This is a genomic window from Methanocorpusculum sp. GPch4 (assembly GCF_012062385.1).
GTDB classification, from domain to species: Archaea; Halobacteriota; Methanomicrobia; order Methanomicrobiales; family Methanocorpusculaceae; genus Methanocorpusculum; species Methanocorpusculum parvum.
Genome location: NZ_SIJA01000076.1, coordinates 203,959 through 223,825 on the forward strand (window position 1 = coordinate 203,959; position 19,867 = coordinate 223,825).

The window sequence follows — 19,867 nt, forward strand, 5'->3', positions numbered from 1 at the left end:
TTGGTCGAGATCTGGGCATATCATTCGGGCAGGAGTAATCCTATAAAACCTCCTGTCCTCACCAATACAATTTGAATCAGGAATATTTATGCCCAAAACCGCGTGGTGGCGGGTTGGCGACGAAGTCGACGACCTCAGGCGAGCAAATCTATGATTTGCGAGTCGATAATGCCCCCTCTTTTCGCGGAAACGGCGTTCTCACTGAGAGAGGAGGGGGTTTTCTGATGCAAAAAAACGGGACACGGGTGATGAAGACCGGGATTTTTTCCACCCCCTGACGAACGGATTTGAAACAAATAGGGGCCTCAGCAAACAGGATACTCCACCGCGGGCCAACTCGCAAGTCTGGCGACTTGCTCGCAAGTTTCCTTCGAAAACTTGCTCCGCTAAGATCGCCGGCTGCGCCGTCGATCCGCCTCGGCTGAGCCCGCCCCTATGTGTCGGGCCGCCTCGGCTGAGGTCGGCCGCGTTCCGCGTCCAACCCGCCTCCCCGCCGGAGTCGCGGCCCCGCACCCCAGATCAAGAAAAGGGATTGTTCATCTATTTTTTGCAGAAAAAAAGACATGCAAGATAAGAAAAACCCGCATGCAAGTGAGCGAAGCGAAACGGAGAGCAAACTGAAAGTTTGTGAACAAGTGAGCGAAGCGAAACGGAGAGCAAATCTCTGATTTGCGAACAAGCGAGGGCTGCAAGCCCGAACCGGAGAGCAAAGCGAAGCTTTGCGAACGGGTTTTTCCTCAGCATTTGTCCAAGAGCCGAAGGCTCTTGAGACGTCTCACGAGCTTTTAGCTCGTGGACTTTTCCAGAGAGGGTGCGATTCTGCGTAGGCGAAGCCCAAATGGGCAAAGCTCATTTGGGCTAATTGGCGGTTAAATAATCTCATGTTTCCAAACCCAGCCGTACCCTTCCCAAATTGGATTCACAACCACACCGCGTAAGTCCTACTAAAAAAAAGATCAGATCCTGGTATATGTGCCGCCATACTGGTCGGTCAGGATCTTTTTATCAGCAGATAATGTGTGAGGATAGACGGTTTTGGTGTCTGTTGTGTAGGCAAACACATACTTCCCTTTGTCGTTGCCCCAGAAAATATCGACTTTCGCTGCTTCGGATGAGCCGCCCTCCGCCATCATCGCATACCCGGTGTTGTCGTCTTTGATCTCATAGATGATGTAGACCTCTTTTCCGTCAACGGTGTAAGAATCCGTGCTCTGCCAGATACCGACGATCGGGTCGGCCGTCCCGGTGCTGTTCACTGCCGGGACATCGGGGCTTATACACCCTGCGCTGGCAACAACGAGAACTGCGATGAGTCCGAGTAAGACTATCAGCTTTTTCATGCAAAGGATATCTTGCCTTTATCATATAATAAGTTCCCGCCGCATCGATAAGCAAATGCTTATGCCTTTTCCTCATGCAAATATATCTCAATGGCTCTTGAAATAGAAATAAAAGTGAAGGTCCCTTCCCTCGATCCCATCAGGGAAAAGCTGCTGGAAAACGGCTCGGTCCTGATCGCCGAACAGGATGAACATGATCTGTATTATAATGCTCCCCACCGTGATTTTGCCGTGACCGACGAAGCGCTCAGGATCCGGTACCTGACCAACCAGACCTGCGGGAAGGCTATGCCCCCGAACGTGACCTACAAAGGCCAAAAAGTCGGCCGAGAGGGTTTCAAATCCAGAGAAGAGCTCATCGTCGATCTCTCTTCTGCCGAGGAGTACTGTCTGATCCTTGAGCGGCTCGGTTTCCGGCTGACCGCCGAGGTCGTCAAACACCGGGAGATCTATCAGTGCAAAGACGCGATCGTCACGCTGGATTATCTGCCCGGGGTCGGCACGTTCTCGGAGATCGAAGCATCCTTTGATCTTTCAGAGGAAGAAGCGATATCCGTGATCAATAAAACCGCAGAGATGGCCGGAATCGTCGGCGAACGGCTGACCAGATCCTATCTGGAGATCATGCTGGATTCCAAAAAGATCTGATTATTGGAAGATCCATTTTATGGCAGACAAAAGATCCGTGTTCGAAAACAATGACCCCGAAACGATCCGGGCAGTCATGATCAGCGAAGTCGTCCCCAAAGATCCGGACCAGGATTTTTACGCAGGACCTGACGCCGATTATGCAAAGTCGGCGGTCGCGTTGTTCCGGCAGGCCGGCGTCGATGTCTCCTCAGTCTCAGAACTCCTTGCTCGCGGGATCTATCTCACGAACGCGGTAAAAGTTCCCAAAACCGGATACGCTGTGGAACTTTCCGCGATCGAACACAGTCTGCCTCTCCTGGAAGAGGAGCTTGCGTTGTTTCCAAATGTTCAGGTGATCATGCTGATGGGCGATGTTGCAAAAAAGTCGTTCAATATGATCGCAAAAAAAGCGGCCGGCAAAAACTGCATCCCGTCCGGCGCGACCTACAAACTGCGGGCAGGCGAGTTCTATTTTGGAAACGTGCGGGTCATCCCCTCCTATATCATGACCGGCGGAAACCTTCTGATCGAAAGATCCAAGACGCAGATGATCACGGAGGATATAAAAAAGATGATGGAAATTATTCTTCCGTGACTTCGACTTCGTCCCTGGTGTTTTTGAGAACGATCTTCGGCTCATCCTCCTCTTCATCCAGCGTGATGACCGCATAATTCCCGTTGTATGCCGGGCCGGGATTCACGCAGATACGCCGTTCCAGTTCACAGATCCCTTTCTGCTCATGGATATGCCCGCAGCAGATGATGTCGAACTCTTTGACGATCTTTGCGATCGGGAACGCTCCGACATGCACATCCGGGGCGACCTCGTCCAGGGCGCCAAACGGCGGCGCGTGGGTGACGAGGATGTTCCACCGGTTCTTTCCTGTTTTGGCGGTGACTTCTTTGACGATCGCCGTCAGCTCCTCTTCGGTGTGTTCGAACGGTGTGGAAAACGGCGTGGCATTGGACCCGCCGATCCCCGAAATGGTGATATTTCCAAGATCGATGCTTTTTCTGTGGATCAAAATCGCGTCGGAAGCTTCGAGGACAGGGATGATGTCCCGGTTGTCACAGTTTCCGGGAATCACGAACGTCGGGGCCGGAATATCTTCCATGAACGGTATCACGCCGTCGAGCGTCTGGCCGAGATCGGTGACATCTCCGCCGATAAGTACATAATCCGGACTCTCTCTATTGAAGATCTCATAGACGGTGTCGAACTTCCCGTGGATATCGGTGATAAACACAATGTCAGTCATTAGTTGTATATATCCCGGTCATAGGATATGAACTTTCTAAATCATGGGTCCGTGATGAGTTCGGGCAATATATCCCCCTCGGTCGGTTTAATGCTCCCTCAAACCAAATAATAGAAGGAATGGACACACCCAATACCGGGCTTCTCCCGGCATCCTGTATATTCGCCGGCGAACTCATGCATGCAGCGGAAGCGGAAATCGGATTTACGACCCCGTTCGGCATATTCTCCCCCAAAATATTTCTCATAGGCACCCTCACCGAAAAAATTCTCCGGGACGAAAAGATCTCGTCCCTTCGCATCAGCGACCCGACCGGGGTGTTTTCCTGCTCCATGAGCTGGCAGAACACCGCTCTCCTCAAAACAGCAGACGAGATCGAGGCCCCTTCGTTCGTCGCCGTATTTGGAACAGTCAGATTCCGTAAATACGCAGGCAGAACGTTTCTCGAGATCGTTCCGGAGACCATCACCCCCTCGACCCGTGAGGCCCGGGACGCCTGGATCGTAAGCACCGCCGAGTCCGCGATCCCCAGGCTGGAAAACTCCCCGCCGTCCGATCTCAGGAAAGAAGTTGCCGGACGGATCAGTGCAGCGCTCTCCTCAGTGCGCCCGCCCGGGCCGAAAGAGGAGGTCACCAACGAAAAGATCCTCGATATCATCTCCTCCCTATCCGAAAAGAAAGGAGCCCGGATACTCGACGTCATCGCCCGTTTAAGTTCCCTCGGTCTCGACGAAAAGTCAGCGAAGATGCGTCTTGGCATGCTGATGGAAGAAGGGGAATGCTACACTCCGACGACCGAGTTCATCAAAATCGCCTGATCATGCAGCCGGAATTTTATGCAGAAGGACCCGCGGTCCTGATCGGGAGGCAGGAGCGTTCTCTGGTGATCGCCGACCCTCACTTCGGCGTCGAGGCCGACCTTCACCGGCATGGTCTGCACTTTCAGAGTTCGACCGATTCGCGTCTGGCGAGACTGCTTGCCGTCATCGAACAGGCCGATCCAGATTACCTGATCGTGCTCGGCGACCTCAAGCATATGATCCCGTACGTCACCTACCAGGAACGGACCGAGATGCCCGAGGTCCTGAGAAAGATCCGGAGAGAGACCGAATTCCGGCTCGCTCCCGGAAATCACGACACCGGTCTTGAACAGTATCTCGAAAAGGATGAACTCCTCCCGATGAACGGGGCCCTGATCGACGGAACTGGCTATTTCCACGGCCATACGATCCCGGATCCTGCTCTCCTCGGTCACCTGATCCTGTGCGGTCATCACCACCCGGTCGTGAACATCTACGATGCCGTCGGCTGTTCACTTCGCGGAACGCCGGGTTATCTGCTTGCCGAGATCGACCCTTCGGTCTGGGGACCGGTGCCGGCCGACCCGACCCGTGTCCTGCTCGTCCCGGCGTTCTATGAACTTGCCGGCGGGATGGACATCCGGCTGATCCCGGGCGGCAGGATCTCTCCAATTGCCAAGGCTATTTTGACTGAAACCGCCGAGGTGTTCCTGAAAGACGGAACATACGTCGCGCCGTTTGCGGAACTCCGTCCCGATCCTCTGGAGCGAGCATGACATCCGCGATCCAGGAGCTCAAAGACTCGCTCCACCCAAAACTCCGGGCCGTTTTGGAAAAGCGGGGATTCGATGAGTTCTCCGAGATCCAGATGCGTGCGGTCCCAAAACTCATCTCCGGGATCAACGCGATCCTGATCGCGCCGACCGGCACGGGAAAAACCGAGAGTGCGCTTTTGCCGGTTTTCCATCACATGCTCACCGATCCGCTGCCCGAAGGGTTTTCGGCACTCTACATCACGCCGCTTCGGTCCCTCAACCGGGACATGATGAACCGGCTGGAGTGGTGGGGAGCAGAACTCGGGCTGAAGATCTCGGTCCGGCATGGTGACACGACTCAGACCGACCGGCGAAAACAGGCGACCCATCCGCCGGATCTTTTGATCACGACGCCGGAGAGCCTGCAGGCGATGATGATGGGAAAAGTGCTCCGCAAACATCTTGCGGCAGTCCGCTACGTCATCGTCGATGAGATCCACGAGCTTGCCGACGGAAAACGCGGCGCCCAGCTCTCCGTTGCGCTCGAACGGGTCGCCGAACTCGCCGGCGAGTTTCAGCGGATCGGGATCTCGGCAACCGTCGGGAACCCCGAGGTCGTCGGCCGGTTCCTCTGCGGGAAACGTCCATGCACGATCGTGCAGGTCCCGGTCGCCAAAACCCTCGACCTTTCCGTGAAGTTTGCCGGCGAGTCGTTTGGCGACCAGACGAAGCTGATCGAAAAATGCATCGACGCCCACACCTCGACCCTTGTTTTCACGAACACCCGTAGCGTCGCCGAGGCGATAGGCCATGCTCTTCTTCCGCGGGGAGACACGGATGTTCATCACGGATCCCTTTCCCGCGAGGTCAGGATCGATGCCGAGGACAAGTTCCGTGCCGGAATGACGCGGGGCATGATCTGCACCTCCTCGATGGAGCTCGGGATCGATATCGGACAGATCGATCATGTCATCCAGTTCAACTCGCCGCGTGAGGTCGCCCGCCTTATGCAGAGGACCGGCAGAGCCGGTCATCAGATCCATGCCACCTCGAAAGGCATGATCCTTGCGACCGGGTTCGACGATATCTTAGAGTCGATGGTGATCGTCAGCAAGGCGATGAGCAATCAGCCGGAAAACATCCGCCCGCACATCAATGCGGCGGATGTGATCGCGAACCAGATCGCAGCCCTCGCGGTGGAACGCGGCGAGATCGCGATCGAAAAGATCGAGCAGATCTTTTCCCGGAGCTTCTGCTTTGAAAATGCCGGGCCGCTGATCCGGGAAGTGATCGCCGGGATGGAGAAACATTACCTGATCCGGACCGAAAACGGCATGGTGATCACGAAGTCCCGGGCACGCAAGTATCTCTCGCTGAATCTTTCGATGATCGCGGATGAGAAGAAGAGCATGATCTTCGATGTGGTCTCGAGAAAACCGGTCGGAACTCTGGACGAGTCTTTTGTGATCAGCTGGATCTCGTCGGGCGCCGTGTTCGTTGCCCGGGGACGGATATGGCGGGTCCTCGACATCGATGAGGATCGGATCATGGTCGAGCCGGCGAAGAACGTGAAAGGAGAACTCCCGTCCTGGGAGGGCGAGCAGATCCCGGTGCCTTTTACGGTCGCGACCGAGGTCGGGAGACTGCGCCGTCTGCAGAACTTCGATGAGTACCGTGCGGATGAGAAGTCCGTCCGCTTTGCAAAAAAGGTCCTTTCCGAGATGAAAAAGAACCGGTCTATAACGGCGACGGACAAGCTGATCGTTCTGGAGGATTCGGACGAGGGGGTCGTGGTGAATCTGTGCGGAGGGCACAAGGTGAACGAGACGATCGGGCGGGTCCTCTCGATCCTGCTTTCTGCAAGATACGGGACGTCGGTCGGGATCGAGACGAATGCCTATCGGATCCTTCTCAGGCTCCCGCAGTTTCTGCGGGCCCCGGACGTGGAGGAGGTCCTCCTCTCTCTCGAACCGGAACATCTGGAAGCGATTTTGATCCTTGCGCTGAAAAAAACGGCTCTGTACAAATGGAAACTCGTGCAGATCGCAAAAAAGTTCGGAGCGATCGACGCGGACGCGGATTATGAAAAGATCAGTATGAACCGTCTTCTCGATCTGTTCGACGGAACAGTGATCGAGAAAGAAGCGTTCCGCGAACTGTTCTTCTCGAGTATGGATGTGGCGTCCGCGAAGACCGTTGTCGCGATGCTGAAAAACCATGAGATGGAGACGAAGACGAGCCGGCTGTCGATCATCGGAGCGGAGGGACTCTTCACGGGCCGGGATGTGGTCGTGCCGCCTGGCGAGGATCAGGCGATTATTGAGAGCGTGAAGCACAGACTCGACGAACAGGATGTGATCCTTGCCTGTATGCACTGCAGGAAATGGAAGTCGAAGACGAAGGTCGCGAGGGTCCCGGATCAGCCGGAGTGTCCGGTCTGCGGCGCCCGTCTGATCGCGGCGCTGAAGCCTTACGAGGAGCCGGCGTTTGCGGCCCTGAAAAAGAAGACCCTCTCGACGGAGGAGCGGGAGGCGGAGACCAGGATGATGCGGAACGCGAACATGGTCCTTTCGAGCGGGAAAAAGGCCGTTTTAGCACTGGCCGGCCGCGGCGTGGGTCCGGAGGCGGCGGCCCGGATCCTGAACACGTTTGCGACCGGGGATAACTTTTACCGGGAGATCCTGAAAGCGGAACGCAAGTTCGTGCAGACGCATAAATACTGGGGGTGAAGGGGGAGGGCGGTTTCCACCCGAAACCGCCGCCCTTTCAGGCTTTTGTTTCCTGCTCTCTCAATTATCTATTTGTCCCATCACCGCCAAACATATATAACCAATGCCCATAGATGCAGACATTATAAAATCCCTCCATAAATACGAAATACGTATCCTCCATGCCCTTGAGCGGATGATGAAACATTACCGCTGGGTCCCTGAAGACGATCTTCGGGCCGCCGTCAAACTCTCCCCTCCGGAAATGAAATATCGTCTCGGCAACCTCATCCACCGGGACCTCATCCGCTCCGACTCCGTCCCCTATAAAGGCTACACCCTCGTTTTCGCCGGCTACGACGCCCTCGCTTTATCCGACCTCGCCGGCAAAAAAACCATCTCCGCTCTCGGCAGCATGATCGGTGTCGGCAAAGAATCCGAGATCTACGAAGCGCTTGGTTTCGGCGTCGTTATCCTCAAACTCCATAAAGTCGGCCAGCGATCCTTCCAGACCCTCAAAACCAACCGGGAATACATGCCTGGCGAAGGACACTGTCCCTGGATATTCGCCTCCGCACGATCCGCCGAACGCGAATACGAAGCGCTCAAAGCCTTAAACGGCAAAGTCAGCGTCCCCGTCCCGATCGACATCAACCGGCATGTCATCGTCATGTCGCAGATCCCCGGCGCCAACCTCCTCCGCTGCGTTCTGGAAGACCCTGACACCATCTATGCCGACATCCTGACCGAAGTCAAAAAAGCCTACTCCGCCGGATTCATCCACGGAGACCTCTCCGAGTACAACATCATGACCGACGGCCAGCTCGTCTGGCTCATCGACTGGCCCCAGTGGATCCCCCCGACCCATCAGAACGCCGACGCGACCCTCCGCCACGACCTCGAGACCGTCATCACCTACTTCGCAAAGAAATACCAGACGACCTATGATTTAGAAGAGGCGGTACGTTTCGTAACGACCCCATGACCCAGCTTGTATTCGGTATCGACATGATCAGACGATCCGCCGCCCCCGTCTCCGACGCCGTATACGGTCTCGTCCGCGTGACCGACTCCCGGATCGAGTCCGAAGAGCGGGACCTGACCTTTTCCCGGCTCCTGCATCTCATCGAAACGGAACGCCCGGCCCTCGTCGCCGCCGGCTCACTTCAGGATATTGCCCCCGACAACACCGCTCTTTTTCAGATAACCGACGCACTTCCCTATGAGACCAGACTTGTCAGGATCATCGGCAATGGTCCGGCCGTTTCGCTATCCCAGGCAGCTGCAAAATACAACCTCAGATTCGACAAAAGCAACCGCATGGAGGCTGCCAAGACCTCCGCGCTGATAGCATCCTTCGGCGGCGGCGAGGAGGTCAGGGTCTGGGCGGGGGAGACCTCCGTCACCGTTTCGCCGGCCCGTGCTCTGATCCGCATCCACAGGAACCGGCGTGCCAGGCGCATGCTTGGTCCGGTCATGTCCGTCTCCCGAAAGATCGAGGCCGACCTTCTGGCCAAAGGACTCATGTTCGTCTCCTCCCTCTCCCGGTCGTCCAAAGGGGACCGGGGCGCCCGGTTCACCGTCTCCGCTCCCCGTCATGAGGTCCCGGTCACCTCCGGACGATCCGGCGGCGTGAAGATCCATGTCGCCGGAACCCGCAGGGATCTCCCTGAGTTCGTCCCTCTCACGGCAAAACCGCCGTATCTGATCGTCGGGATCGACCCCGGAACGACCGTCGGGATCGCCGCGCTCGATCTTGAAGGTGATCTGGTCAGTCTTTCCAGTTCGCGTGCGCTCGGTCAGGCCGAGATCATATCCGCGATCCTCTCCGTCGGACGCCCCGTTCTCATTGCGACCGACAAAGCCGAGATGCCGTTTGCAGTCGAAAAGGTCAGGCGGGCGTTTTCCGCTGCCGCCTGGACTCCCGGAAAGGATGTCCTGATCAAAGAAAAATATGATCTCGCCGAAGGGTATGACTTTTCCAACGATCATGAACGCGACGCCCTCTCGGCGGCGGTCTCTGCATACCGCAGCTATGCGAACAAGTTCGAATCGGTTCAAAAACGCGTGCCGCCGGGAACCGATATCGATCTGGTCCGCGCCGGGATCATTCGCGGCCTCTCTCTTGAGCAGATCCTCGAAACGCTGAAGCATCCAAAAGACCTGCCCGACGAACCGGTGATCATCGAAGAAGAGCCCGTCCCTGATGAAAAGGATGAGCGCATCCAAAAACTCGAAGAATCGGTCGCCAAACTCAGAAAACTCGTCGGCAGTCTTTCTGAAGAGGTCGAGGTGAAAGACAAGGCGATCGCAGCTCTGCAAAAACGGCTGGTTCTGGAACGGGACGAGCGGGAGACGAAGATCCTCTCCTCTGCGGAGGTCTCCTCCCGGGAAGAAGAGCTCGTCCAGGTCAAAAAAGCGCTCAGGAAAGAGGAACGGCGAAGCAGAACGCTTCGGGTCCGTCTGGAACGGATGAAGCATTTCATCTCCCTGCAGGCCGGAGACGGCTGCACTGCCCTCAAAGTTCTCCAGCTTCTTGCAAAAGATCATGTGAAAAGTCTCGACGATGAGATGGGGGTCGGCGAAGAGGACATCCTGTATGTTCTCACGATCGACGGATGGGGGCGATCGGTCATCCGCGATCTTGCGGAGGCAAAGATCGGGGCGGTGATCCTGCCGCGGCTCACCTATCAGCGGGCGCAAAGCCAGCATCTGATCGAGGAGTTCCGCGAGGCGGACATTCCTATCCTGGACGGAGCGAACCTCTCGCCCCGGGTGAAGGGAAAGATCGGCGTGGTGGACACTGCGGCGTTCGAGTCTGCTCTTGCCGATTGGAAAACGACCCAGGAAGTTTACCAAAACGAGAAGAAGATCGGCGAGATCCGCGGGATGGTGGAGGAGTATCAGGTGGAACGGGTGAAGGATGTGCGGGAAAAAGGGATCGATCCGTCTCTCGTATTCGAAGTCGAGCGGCCAAAACCCGAGGTCCGCCCTGCTCCTCCTGTTCCTGAAAAACCGTCTGCCGTGTTCAGACCAAAACCTCTCCCGCCGGCAGAAAAGCCTGCCCCGAGAGAAAAACCCGTCTCACGGCCCGCGGAAAAATCAGTGCCCAAACCGGGTCCGGTCCGCCCGGTCCCTTCGGCGCCCAAACCCGCAGCAAAACCTGCTCCGAAAAAGGAAAAGCCGGTGAAACGATCCGCTCCGCCCGGCCCGGAAACCGGCTCAGCGGAAAAAATACTGTTCGGGGTGCTCTCCGAGTACCGCGAAGAGCGTAAAAAGGAGCTGAAAAAGTAATGGATGACCGTTCTCTTCTTGATTCCATCCGTCATCTGATCGGTGAAGACGAGACCGCGGACGACTGCGCCGGTTTCGACCTTTCAGACGGCAGGATCCTTGTATCCAGCACCGACATGCTGCATGAGACGACCGACTTCCCAAAAGGCATGACCGAGTTCGAAAAAGGATGGATGAGCGCCGCCGTCACGCTTTCGGATATCGCGAGCTGCGGGGCGCAGCCTATCCAGCTCCTGGTCGCGGTCGGACTGGACGACCCCGCCCGTCTCGTTCCTTTCATGGAAGGCGCCGTCGCCTGCGCAGAAAGTGTCGGGGCAAAGGTCGCCGGCGGGGATATCGACAGTCATACCGAGTTGACCGTTGTCACCACCGGGTTTGGGATCGTGGAAAGATCCTGCTGCTGCAGAAGGACCGGCGCATCGCCCGGCGATCTGGTCTGCATCACCGGGACACCGGGTCTTGCCATGGCGGCGCTCGAAGGGGACGAACGGTACAGGAAAAATCTGCTCACCCCGGTCCCGCAGGTAAAAGCCGGGCAGAAGATCGCACGCGCCAAAGCTTCCTCGATGATGGACATCTCGGACGGTCTGGCGATCTCGCTTTACGATATGGCGCAGGCGTCCGGCGTTGGATTCGTCCTCGATTCTGGGAAGTTCAACCTTCCGGATGTCTGTTCCGGCTCCGCACGCGAGTATTATTTATACGGCGGCGGGGACTTCGGTCTTTTGTTCTGTATACCGCCGGCGTGTTTATCGGCTCTTGATACGGATTATACCGTCATCGGAACGGTTGTCTCAGAAAAAGGGGTGTGGTGCGACGGGGATCCTGTCGAAAAGCGGGGATATGCTCATTCCTGGTGAGAACGCACATACCGGTGGAGCATAACGCCTTTTACATCGATTCGCTCCCCGCCGTTTTCATACAGCTCAAAACCCAGATGATACACGATCAGATCGGCGTTCACGCAGGAAGCAAGCTCGATCAGCGCTGGGACGATCTCCGTTCCCGGGCGGATCGCGTAGATAACGTCTGCGGAATAGAGTGACAACGTCGGCTCGACACAGTCATCGACGACCGCAGGGACCGGGCAGCCGGGATATGCGTGGACATCCGTACACAGGATCGGCACGCCGGCAGCCTTCACGATCTCCGCTGCGACGGTTTTTCCGCCGAACCCCACCTCAACGGCTGAGCGGTAATTCGCCGCGATGTAGCGTCCGACCGCGGTCTCGATACTGTTTCTCATAGAATGAGGTACCTTTATCGCTTTGTACAGAGAAATACCTATACAAATGGGGATACATCTTTTCTGGGACAGCCGTGTTCCTGTGGGTCTTTCGCGTCCGGTCTCCGAGGAGCTCTCCGCGGTCCTTGAGATGCCGGTCTCACGGATAGATGACGGCATATTTCCGCTCGAAGGCTTCGATCCGGTACGGAATCAGTATGATGCCGTCAAGATCCTGCTGAAACTGGATATGTTTCGGCGGAGAATGCCGCAGATCTTCAAACCCGCTGATATGGATCTGGACTTTTATAACAAATTCAATCATCTCCACGAAAAGATCCTTCTGGTGACGCCGGGTGACCTCTTTGAACCGCTGGCGGACTTTGTCTTCGGCCTTGCCTACCCGAAGCTCGGGGTAGGGATCGTCTCCCCGCACCGCCTCCAGAATGAGTTTTACGGCAAATATGCCGACGACTCCGCACTGATCGACCGGCTGGTCAAGGAAAGTGCGCATGAGATCGGTCATCTGTTCGGCCTGGATCACTGCGATAATCCGGGCTGCATCATGTATTGTCCGCGCAATCTGGACGAACTGGACCGGAAACGAAAATACTTCTGCGGAAACTGCCGTGTCCGGCTCAACGGGGATACCCCGGAGGATGAACTCTTTTCATGATCCCCTGGGTGACGGTATGGGGGTACGGCTCCGAGATAAAAGCGACCCGCGACTCGCTGCTTATACGGCGCAAAGACGGTCTGACACGCTATGCTCTGGATGATATGCGGCATCTCCTGATCGCCGGCGGCCATACACTGCATACCTCCGTCCTGGAAAGGCTCGCGGAACGGGGGGTCGCGGTCTCGTTTTTCACGGCGCACGGAAAGCCGGTCGGCGGTCTCTACGGCAGAGGGGCTCCTTCACTCGCGGCAGCGCAGCGCGAGATCCCGGTCCATAAATTTGCGATGGCATCGATCCGTTCATCCCTGGACGAACGCCTCAGATACATCAACGAACTTGCGGAGTCGGATCCTGAAGGTCTCTACTTTAAAGGCGAGTTCGACATCCTGCAGGCCGCACGCGAGGAGCTTGAGTTCCTGATCACGCTGCCTGAGATCGGCCGCGCCTTTTCCCTGACGAAAACGATGTATTATGAGATCATCGGCCGCATGATCCCCAAGGAACTTGGCTACCGCCGGAGGAGCACGCCGCCGTTTACCGATCCGGTGAACGTGATGATGTCCCACGGCTATGCGGTCCTGTATGCGAACTTCGCTCTCGCCTGCACCGGAGCAGGCCTTGACCTTTCCCGCGGAGCGCTTTACGGTCAGATCGTTCCGGCGGCAGGCGGCCGCAGCGGATGTGTTCTGGATCTGATGGAGCCGGCGACCGTTTCGATGGTCGACCGGGTCATTATCCGGATGGCGATGGAAGGCAGACTCAACGGGGCGTATGAACTGACGAACCGGTGTCTTCTTTCCGATGAACTCAAAGAGGAGTTCATGAAACGGCTGCATGGTTCGATCGACAGCGCACTGATCGAAGAAAACGTCAGCCGGTATGCCGAGTCAGTGAAAGACGGCCGCGAGATCCTGTTCCATTACTAAGACGGCCGAAAAAAAGTATTAGAGTTATTTCTGTTCAGTTAAGACATCCTTGAGGCTCTCTTCAAGGAAGTCCAGACCTTTTCTGACATCATCGAGGTTTTTCCCGCCGGTCAGGATGATCTTTCCCGAAGAAAAGAGCAGTGCGACGATCTTTGGATCTTTGATCCGGTAAACAAGCCCCGGGAACTGCTCAGGTTCATACTCGATCGCTTCGAGAGATAGGGTCGCGACGACACGGTTTAAGTTGATGAACCGTCCGATGTCGTAGGAACAGACTATGTTGGTCACGGCGACCCTTGGTACATCCAGGACCTTTACGCCGGCTTCTTTCAGAGAGGCCAGGACCTTTGCGAGCCCTTCATCGAGTGCGGCTTCATTTCTGATCCCGGTAAGCACAACTTTTCCCGAGGAAAAGATGAGCGACGCCATTTTCGGATTGTCGATACGATACACTGCACCGGGGAAACGTTTTGTATTGAGTTCACACCCGTCGATTTTTTCAGATATCTCTGCAAGATCAATCTCCTCGGCGATCACGCCGGAAGCGACGATATTTTCAATCTTCAGAGAGGAGTATGTTTTCCCATCCATCTTTAATAAATGGTGCATGCAGAAGCATAATACTTCGCGTTAGTGATGCGGGAAGTTTCGTGAAAAAATGCGCAGGGGTTTTTATAAAAACGATCCGCAGCTGATGATATGTTCGCTAGAAAAAAGGTTTTAGGATCAGGATTATTCTCAGGAATTCCTGGCATTTGCTTTTATCCGGATCCATGAAAGGAGCGGCGCTCTTCGGTATGTCCGTCGACATACCGGGCGAACCGGTTTTCCCCTATATCATGGACCGGATCGGGAACATCCCACGGCCATCCGCCAAACGCGGTCTGCCGGTAGTCACGGTAGGCATCTTTGATCTCTTCGGCGGTGTTCATGACGAAGGGTCCGTATTTTGCGATCGGTTCATTGATCGGCTCGCCCTCCAGAACCAGAAGGAGACAGGGAAGATCCCCGGCCCGGATCAAAACATCCCGGTCACCGGCCGGGGACGCACGGGTATAGGGTCGGATCTCTCTGCCGGCTATTGTCATCTTGTCCCCGCTGATGAAGTACAGGTTTCGGGAGATGGTCGGCGTGACCGCTGGAACGGTCAGCTCTGCTCCCGGATCCATTTTTATGAGCAGGATCCTGACATGATTCTCCGGGTCATTTGCCCAGGAAGCGGGCGTTGGGGCGGGAGATGTTTTCCCGTCCCAAACGCCGGCGATGATCCTGATCGTGCTTTTCCTTCCGTTTCTGTCTGTAACGCCCGCTTCCGGGATATCCTCGGCCCAAAGCATTCTGTAATGCGGCTTGGCGAACTTATCCTTTGCCGGCAGGTTGAGCCATATCTGGAACAACTCGAGCGGGTTTTCCCGGTCCTGATGAACGAGGGGAAACATCTCCGCGTGCTGACAGCCGCTTCCGGCGGTCATCCACTGGACATCACCATTACAATATCTCCCGGCAGCTCCCAGTGAATCGGCATGATCGACATATCCCTGAAGAGGTATGGTGACCGTTTCAAATCCTCTGTGGGGATGTTTGGGAAATCCCGGGACCCGCTGGCCGTGATACATCCGAAATCCGTTTTTGATGACGAAGTCATCGCCAAGATTTCTGCCGGACAATGAGACCGCCGGTCCGAGGTCCCGTTCTCCTTTCGGATACTGGTCTTTGTGGTGTGCGCAGAAGAGGAACGGGTTTTCTGTTTCGAACGGAAAGCCGAGTTTCTCAATTCTGAAATCTTCTTTCTCTCTCATATCCCGTATGTGAATACAACTCCCCTATCCATTATATATGTGCGTGAGGCGGCAGAATCCCGGCGGCATCTTCGGTCGCGGATCTTAGAAATACGGCGCGTTTTTTTCATCCGGCCATCCCCTTTACCCGATCCATTCATAATTCCTCATGTCCAATATGTATCCGCGTGAGAGGGAGCACACGGCTGACGGTGGTCAATTCGAGACCGCTGAGGAAAGTCCTCCCACCGCTCAGGTACACAGCCGGACGCAAGTCCGGGTGGCGAGAGTCACAGCTCTGGAACAGAAACGACACGTCCTCTTCTGAGCAATGAAGCAGCAAAATAATCTGTTGAGCGTCGAGGCTGAGGGATCGATGGAACGGCGAATCTCTGTGGGTGCAAGTTGGAACAGGGTCGCTACGGGTGCCTGACCCAATGATCCGGGTACAACGCTTAGCCGAATGCCGTAAAAACAGGAGGAGGCTTATTACTCCGACTCACGCATCTTCTTCTTTTGGTCCGTTTCCGGTATCACTAAATAGCTTCGGCGCCGATTAAAGTCTGATTAAATATGGGAGGGAATTTTGAGTGTACTCAGTGCGGGCTCTGCTGTCTTGGGATCGGCGAGATCGTGAGAATGGACAAACAGCTGTCCCAGTATGGATTCATCGTGAAAAACGAAGTGGTCCGGGAGATGCGTCAGGCCCTCATCACGCCGGAATACCGGGATCTCTTCGACAACGATCACTCCGTCCAGGAACAAAATACATCGGCCTGTTTTTTTGTGCGGAGAAAGCCTGACGGAAAATACGTCTGCACGATCCATCCCTACCGGCTTTTCATCTGCAAAGATTATCACTGCTGCGCCGCCCGTATCTACAAAAACGGAATCGAGGCCGCCCGGGTGAAAGGCCGCGTTTCCATCGTTACGAAAGACGAGGAACTCCAGGGGATCTGGCGGGAAAACGTGCAGAAACATCCTGATCCGTCCCGTGACCACATCGAGTCCGTGCTTTCAGGACACGGCTATTCTATTCTGTTCTATGACAGTGAATGAGATCCCCGTAAAAGACGGTGTCCTCATCTGCACCGACGGAAGGACCGTCAGCCCGGAAAAATGCCGGATGTGCATGCACTCGCGCTACTTCGTCATCGGCGGAAAACAGGAAAAATCGCCGGCTCTTGCCTTCTGTCAGGTCGAACGGGTCACCAAAGTGCCCGATATCCCCCGGTCGACCGCCGTCGGCTGTGCGGAAAAGCGGGGCGACGGATTCCACAACGTCTCCAATATCTTCTCGTGAGGGTCTCAGGCGCCGGCAGGTTTCACGCCGGTGATCCGCTGGATATCGGCGCATGCCTTGTTCAGATCATCTATATAACACCCGACCGACTCTTTGAATCCGGAAAACCCGTATACGGATTTCAGTGCGAACGCAAGCGCCCGGTCCCCGTCCTCCTGGGCGATCCGCTGCAGGAAGTAGATGATCATCGGATCCCCGCCTGACTGTTTGAAGATCCTTCCCTGACGCATATGGGCATACATGTCGAAGTAGACTTTGACCGCTTCGGGTGTATCATCGATCATTTCCGCAAGTTTTACTGCCGCTTTATCCGGCGCGATCTCTTCACGGCAGACCAGTCTGGATGCAAGAAATATCTTTTCCAGCACCTCAGGGTTTTGGATCCATGCATCATGTGTCATACTTTGTATCTGGTCGGCCGGGTCTGATATATCTTTTGACTCTCGATTCGATATGCCTAAGTATTTCCCGGTGCGATGTTTATTCAATGCAGACGCTGCTTTCCACTCCCTTCAAAGCTGTCCTATTCGACATGGACAACACGCTCTATGATTTTGTGGAGGCTATGAAAAAAGGGTGCGTAGCCGCCGCCGCGTCGGTCGGGGAAGGGACCGGGGACGAACTTCTCGGCTATTATCTCCGGTGGAAGTATCACTTCGAGGACCACACCAATCTTCAGGATTATATGATGGCCCATAACCGCTTTTCCGTGGAGAAGTATTTTGAGGCGGTCGGCGTCTTTGACGAAGCGAAGATGAACAGTCTGGAACTCTATCCGGGGATCGAAGAGGTGCTTGCCGGCCTGAAGTCGGCGGGATACCGTCTTGCGATCGTTACGGATGCCTTTTCGTATGCTGCGGAGTCGCGTCTCAGCCATCTGGGTCTGCGGTCCTATTTTGATGTGATCGTCGGGTACGATACGACCGGATACAAAAAACCGCATCATGCTCCGTTCGAGTGCGCTCTGGATCTCCTGGGACTGTCCGCCCATGAAGCCGCGTATGTGGGGGATTCCATCCGGCGCGACATCGAGCCGGTGAAAGCTCTTGGGATGACGGCCGTTTATGCGAAGTACGGGGACAGGAACTTTTTCGATCATCCGTCCCTTCCCTGCCCGCAGAAAGTTCTCGTCGCTGATACGCCTTTGGCGATCCTTCGTCTCCTGCAACCATAAATATTGTAATGCTGCATAGCCAATAGTAGAAAAACATGATGCTGGATACAGGTTTTTTAAAGCGTATCGCTCCTTATATCGAACCCCTGACAAAAGAGGAACTTGCCGAATATATCGCGGAAGGCGAGGAATCGGTCCGGATCCGGGAGGCGGAGGGGGTATCTCCCGCGGAGTATCTGCAGCTGGTGGAAAATATCGGGCTGTATCTTGGCAAAACGACGGGCGCGGGTTTTGATTCCCATTATCAGAAGATCCCGCTGAGAAATGACAAGACCCTGCTCGTGATCCAGCTGCCCGGCGGCGGGAATATGAATGTGTTTCTGACGTCTGAGGGCAAGATGATCCTTGATACGGGGTACGGCTGTTATTTTAACGACTGTGAGCGGATGCTCAGGTCGGTCGGCGCAGGGGATTTTTCCGATGTGAAATTCGTGGTATGTACCCACGGGGATGCGGATCACTGCGGAGCGGCGGGGCATTTCCCGGTCCTGCCTGTGATGCATCCGGTGACCAAGGCTCTTTTGGAGGATGGTTCAAGGGGGTATGCGTCGCCAAACGGCCGGGAGATCCTGGAGAAGTTCTATACGACGACGATCAATACCTACTCGCGGATGAATGTTCCGGCAACGGTGCGCTTTTGTAAAACCGAGCCGATCGGAAAACGCGGACTTTTTTCGGTTATCGATACGTTTGCGTTTGCGGATATGCGGTTTGAGGTGTGGGCAAGTCTCGGCGGCCATATCGCGGGCCAGGTCTTTTTGTATGAGCCGGATGAAGGGCTGCTTTTTACGAGTGATGCTCTGCTGAACTTTGCCACGCTGACTAAGGAACGGGCGGATTACAGTTCTATTGCCGATTCGATGATCGGTTCGGTGAATGTGAACAGTGAGACGGCCAGAATCGAGCGAAGGGAGCTTATGCGGATCGCAAAGGAGCTGGATTCTGAGCTGAAACGGACCGGCAGGCGGCTTTTGATCTGCTGCGGCCATGGGGCAGTTTCTATTTTGGATGAGAACGGGATGCTTTCGCCGTACAGCGAGCCGCTGTATTACGCGGCAGGCTCTTCCTGATCCTTTTTTTCCTGACTTTTTGTGCCGCTCTCCCGGTCCTCGTCCTGTATGGTCCATTTGTTCATATATCTTTATGCGGTTTACGGAGTTCGCCGGTTTCTGCAGTTTTTGGTAAAACATTTTATACTAATGCAACTTACTATTAGTAAGCGAGTCTGAAAAGGCCGCGAGACAGAAGCGTCGGGATCTTATGGTTCCGGCGGCCCGGGGATGTGTTCGTTTGATACGACAAATGCGCTTCCCCGGGCAGATCCGCACCATACACCACACACACCATCCACCTCCAATTTTTTCATACCAAAAAGGAATGGGACCGGGCTGAATAAGTTCCCCATGCTTATCTCCGGCGCGACCGTACGGGTCGTGCCATTCCTCCTAAATCCGATTTGTAAACATACGATCGACCCTGTCTTCGTGCTTTTTTTTCAAAATAGGATTTATCGCATGTGATCTCAACCGAGAACAAAAGAGACGTACTTGGAATAGGAGTTACGCGGTGTTGGTATGACTTCGATTCGCAGTGGGGAATCCTGTTTGCTTGGGCTCCCATACGTTGCGTGCAAGCCAAAGGCATGCGTGCCGCCTCAAATGGACAAAGCCCATTTGGGCTTATTCAAGCGAGGGTCGAAGACCCGAAGCGGAGAGCAAATCTTTGATTTGCGGTTCGCGGTTGATTCTTTCTCATGTGTCCACACCCAACAAACTACTTTGAAACAAATATAGGCCTCAGAAAATAGGATACCCCACCGCGAGCCTTCCCTTGCCGAATCGCAAGTCTGGCGACTTGCTCAGCTAAGGCCGCCCCTGCGGGGCAACCCGCATTCATTCCCCGCACCCCGGATAAAAAAAGAGAGAGATAACACAATAGAAAAACCCGCACGCAAGTGAGCGAAGCGAAACGGAGAGCAAACCAAAGGTTTGCGAAC

General features: G+C 55.3%; 20 protein-coding genes and 1 other RNA gene. 15 read left to right on the top strand and 6 right to left on the bottom strand.

Annotated elements, in window-relative coordinates; genetic code table 11:
* Positions 1-956 precede the first annotated feature (956 nt).
* The gene (locus tag EYA77_RS07560) at positions 957-1,340 is read right to left on the bottom strand and encodes a hypothetical protein (RefSeq protein WP_042700922.1); all 384 of its coding nucleotides are present in this window, start codon (positions 1,338-1,340) and stop codon (positions 957-959) included.
* 90 nt (positions 1,341-1,430) lie between these two features.
* Between EYA77_RS07560 and cyaB the strand changes: the two genes are divergently transcribed.
* Together cyaB and EYA77_RS07570 are read left to right on the top strand one after the other, a co-directional pair.
* Positions 1,431-1,988, top strand: a complete 558-nt coding sequence (cyaB, locus tag EYA77_RS07565; protein ID WP_042700967.1) for a class IV adenylate cyclase — start codon at positions 1,431-1,433, stop codon at positions 1,986-1,988.
* A 19-nt stretch (positions 1,989-2,007) separates the two neighbouring features.
* A complete protein-coding gene (locus EYA77_RS07570) occupies positions 2,008-2,565 on the top strand; it encodes a uracil-DNA glycosylase family protein (protein ID WP_052320057.1) in 558 nt (185 codons plus the stop codon).
* Here the strand turns inward: EYA77_RS07570 and EYA77_RS07575 are convergent.
* The gene (locus EYA77_RS07575; RefSeq protein WP_167816349.1) at positions 2,552-3,229 is read right to left on the bottom strand and encodes a metallophosphoesterase; all 678 of its coding nucleotides are present in this window, start codon (positions 3,227-3,229) and stop codon (positions 2,552-2,554) included. The two genes, EYA77_RS07570 and EYA77_RS07575, sit on opposite strands and share 14 nt — an antisense overlap.
* A 119-nt stretch (positions 3,230-3,348) precedes the next feature.
* On the opposite strand from EYA77_RS07575, the gene EYA77_RS07580 reads away from it, so the two are divergent.
* From EYA77_RS07580 to thiL, 6 genes are all read left to right on the top strand, one after another.
* Positions 3,349-4,047 (top strand): hypothetical protein, encoded by a 699-nt coding sequence (locus EYA77_RS07580; RefSeq protein ID WP_167816350.1) that lies wholly within the window; start codon positions 3,349-3,351, stop codon positions 4,045-4,047.
* A 2-nt stretch (positions 4,048-4,049) separates the two neighbouring features.
* Positions 4,050-4,805, top strand: a complete 756-nt coding sequence (locus tag EYA77_RS07585; RefSeq protein ID WP_167816351.1) for a metallophosphoesterase — start codon at positions 4,050-4,052, stop codon at positions 4,803-4,805.
* Positions 4,802-7,513 (top strand): DEAD/DEAH box helicase, encoded by a 2,712-nt coding sequence (locus EYA77_RS07590; protein ID WP_042700935.1) that lies wholly within the window; start codon positions 4,802-4,804, stop codon positions 7,511-7,513. The genes EYA77_RS07585 and EYA77_RS07590 overlap by 4 nt, the downstream gene beginning before the upstream one ends.
* 103 nt (positions 7,514-7,616) lie before the next feature.
* Complete coding sequence (locus EYA77_RS07595) at positions 7,617-8,477, top strand: RIO1 family regulatory kinase/ATPase (RefSeq protein ID WP_042700938.1); 861 nt, start codon at positions 7,617-7,619, stop codon at positions 8,475-8,477.
* The gene (locus tag EYA77_RS07600; protein ID WP_167816352.1) at positions 8,474-10,786 is read left to right on the top strand and encodes a DUF460 domain-containing protein; all 2,313 of its coding nucleotides are present in this window, start codon (positions 8,474-8,476) and stop codon (positions 10,784-10,786) included. Before EYA77_RS07595 ends, EYA77_RS07600 begins: the two co-directional genes overlap by 4 nt.
* Complete coding sequence (thiL, locus tag EYA77_RS07605; protein WP_167816353.1) at positions 10,786-11,646, top strand: thiamine-phosphate kinase; 861 nt, start codon at positions 10,786-10,788, stop codon at positions 11,644-11,646. The genes EYA77_RS07600 and thiL overlap by 1 nt, the downstream gene beginning before the upstream one ends.
* Here thiL and EYA77_RS07610 read toward each other — a convergent pair.
* The gene (locus tag EYA77_RS07610) at positions 11,634-12,032 is read right to left on the bottom strand and encodes a UPF0146 family protein (protein WP_042700942.1); all 399 of its coding nucleotides are present in this window, start codon (positions 12,030-12,032) and stop codon (positions 11,634-11,636) included. The two genes, thiL and EYA77_RS07610, sit on opposite strands and share 13 nt — an antisense overlap.
* A gap of 46 nt (positions 12,033-12,078) precedes the next feature.
* Between EYA77_RS07610 and EYA77_RS07615 the strand changes: the two genes are divergently transcribed.
* Together EYA77_RS07615 and cas1 are read left to right on the top strand one after the other, a co-directional pair.
* Entirely contained in the window at positions 12,079-12,687 is a 609-nt protein-coding gene (locus tag EYA77_RS07615) for a hypothetical protein (RefSeq protein ID WP_042700944.1), read from the top strand.
* Positions 12,684-13,616: a CRISPR-associated endonuclease Cas1 gene (cas1, locus tag EYA77_RS07620; RefSeq protein WP_052320059.1), complete on the top strand. Its 933-nt coding sequence runs from the start codon at positions 12,684-12,686 to the stop codon at positions 13,614-13,616. Before EYA77_RS07615 ends, cas1 begins: the two co-directional genes overlap by 4 nt.
* A gap of 24 nt (positions 13,617-13,640) precedes the next feature.
* Here the strand turns inward: cas1 and EYA77_RS07625 are convergent, their stop codons facing one another.
* Positions 13,641-14,207 carry a TATA-box-binding protein gene (locus EYA77_RS07625; RefSeq protein ID WP_042700947.1) on the bottom strand — a complete coding sequence of 189 codons (567 nt, stop codon included), beginning with the start codon at positions 14,205-14,207 and terminating at the stop codon, positions 13,641-13,643.
* Positions 14,208-14,377: 170 nt separating this feature from the next.
* Positions 14,378-15,415 carry a pirin family protein gene (locus tag EYA77_RS07630; protein WP_167816354.1) on the bottom strand — a complete coding sequence of 346 codons (1,038 nt, stop codon included), beginning with the start codon at positions 15,413-15,415 and terminating at the stop codon, positions 14,378-14,380.
* 169 nt (positions 15,416-15,584) lie between these two features.
* Between EYA77_RS07630 and rnpB the strand changes: the two genes are divergently transcribed.
* The 3 genes from rnpB (at position 15,585) to EYA77_RS07645 (ending at position 16,697) form a co-directional block, all read left to right on the top strand.
* Positions 15,585-15,895, top strand: an RNA gene (gene rnpB, locus EYA77_RS07635) — RNase P RNA component.
* A 72-nt stretch (positions 15,896-15,967) separates the two neighbouring features.
* Positions 15,968-16,453 carry a YkgJ family cysteine cluster protein gene (locus EYA77_RS07640; RefSeq protein ID WP_042700953.1) on the top strand — a complete coding sequence of 162 codons (486 nt, stop codon included), beginning with the start codon at positions 15,968-15,970 and terminating at the stop codon, positions 16,451-16,453.
* Positions 16,440-16,697: a hypothetical protein gene (locus tag EYA77_RS07645; protein WP_052320060.1), complete on the top strand. Its 258-nt coding sequence runs from the start codon at positions 16,440-16,442 to the stop codon at positions 16,695-16,697. The genes EYA77_RS07640 and EYA77_RS07645 overlap by 14 nt, the downstream gene beginning before the upstream one ends.
* 5 nt (positions 16,698-16,702) lie before the next feature.
* Here EYA77_RS07645 and EYA77_RS07650 read toward each other — a convergent pair whose 3' ends face one another.
* Positions 16,703-17,098, bottom strand: a complete 396-nt coding sequence (locus tag EYA77_RS07650; protein ID WP_167816355.1) for a hypothetical protein — start codon at positions 17,096-17,098, stop codon at positions 16,703-16,705.
* 86 nt (positions 17,099-17,184) lie between these two features.
* Here EYA77_RS07650 and EYA77_RS07655 point away from each other — a divergent pair, with 86 nt between their 5' ends.
* A complete protein-coding gene (locus EYA77_RS07655) occupies positions 17,185-17,871 on the top strand; it encodes an HAD family hydrolase (RefSeq protein ID WP_052320061.1) in 687 nt (228 codons plus the stop codon).
* A gap of 35 nt (positions 17,872-17,906) precedes the next feature.
* Positions 17,907-18,941, top strand: coding sequence for an MBL fold metallo-hydrolase (locus EYA77_RS07660; protein WP_167816356.1), 1,035 nt, complete (start codon positions 17,907-17,909; stop codon positions 18,939-18,941).
* The last annotated feature ends 926 nt before the right edge of the window (positions 18,942-19,867 follow it).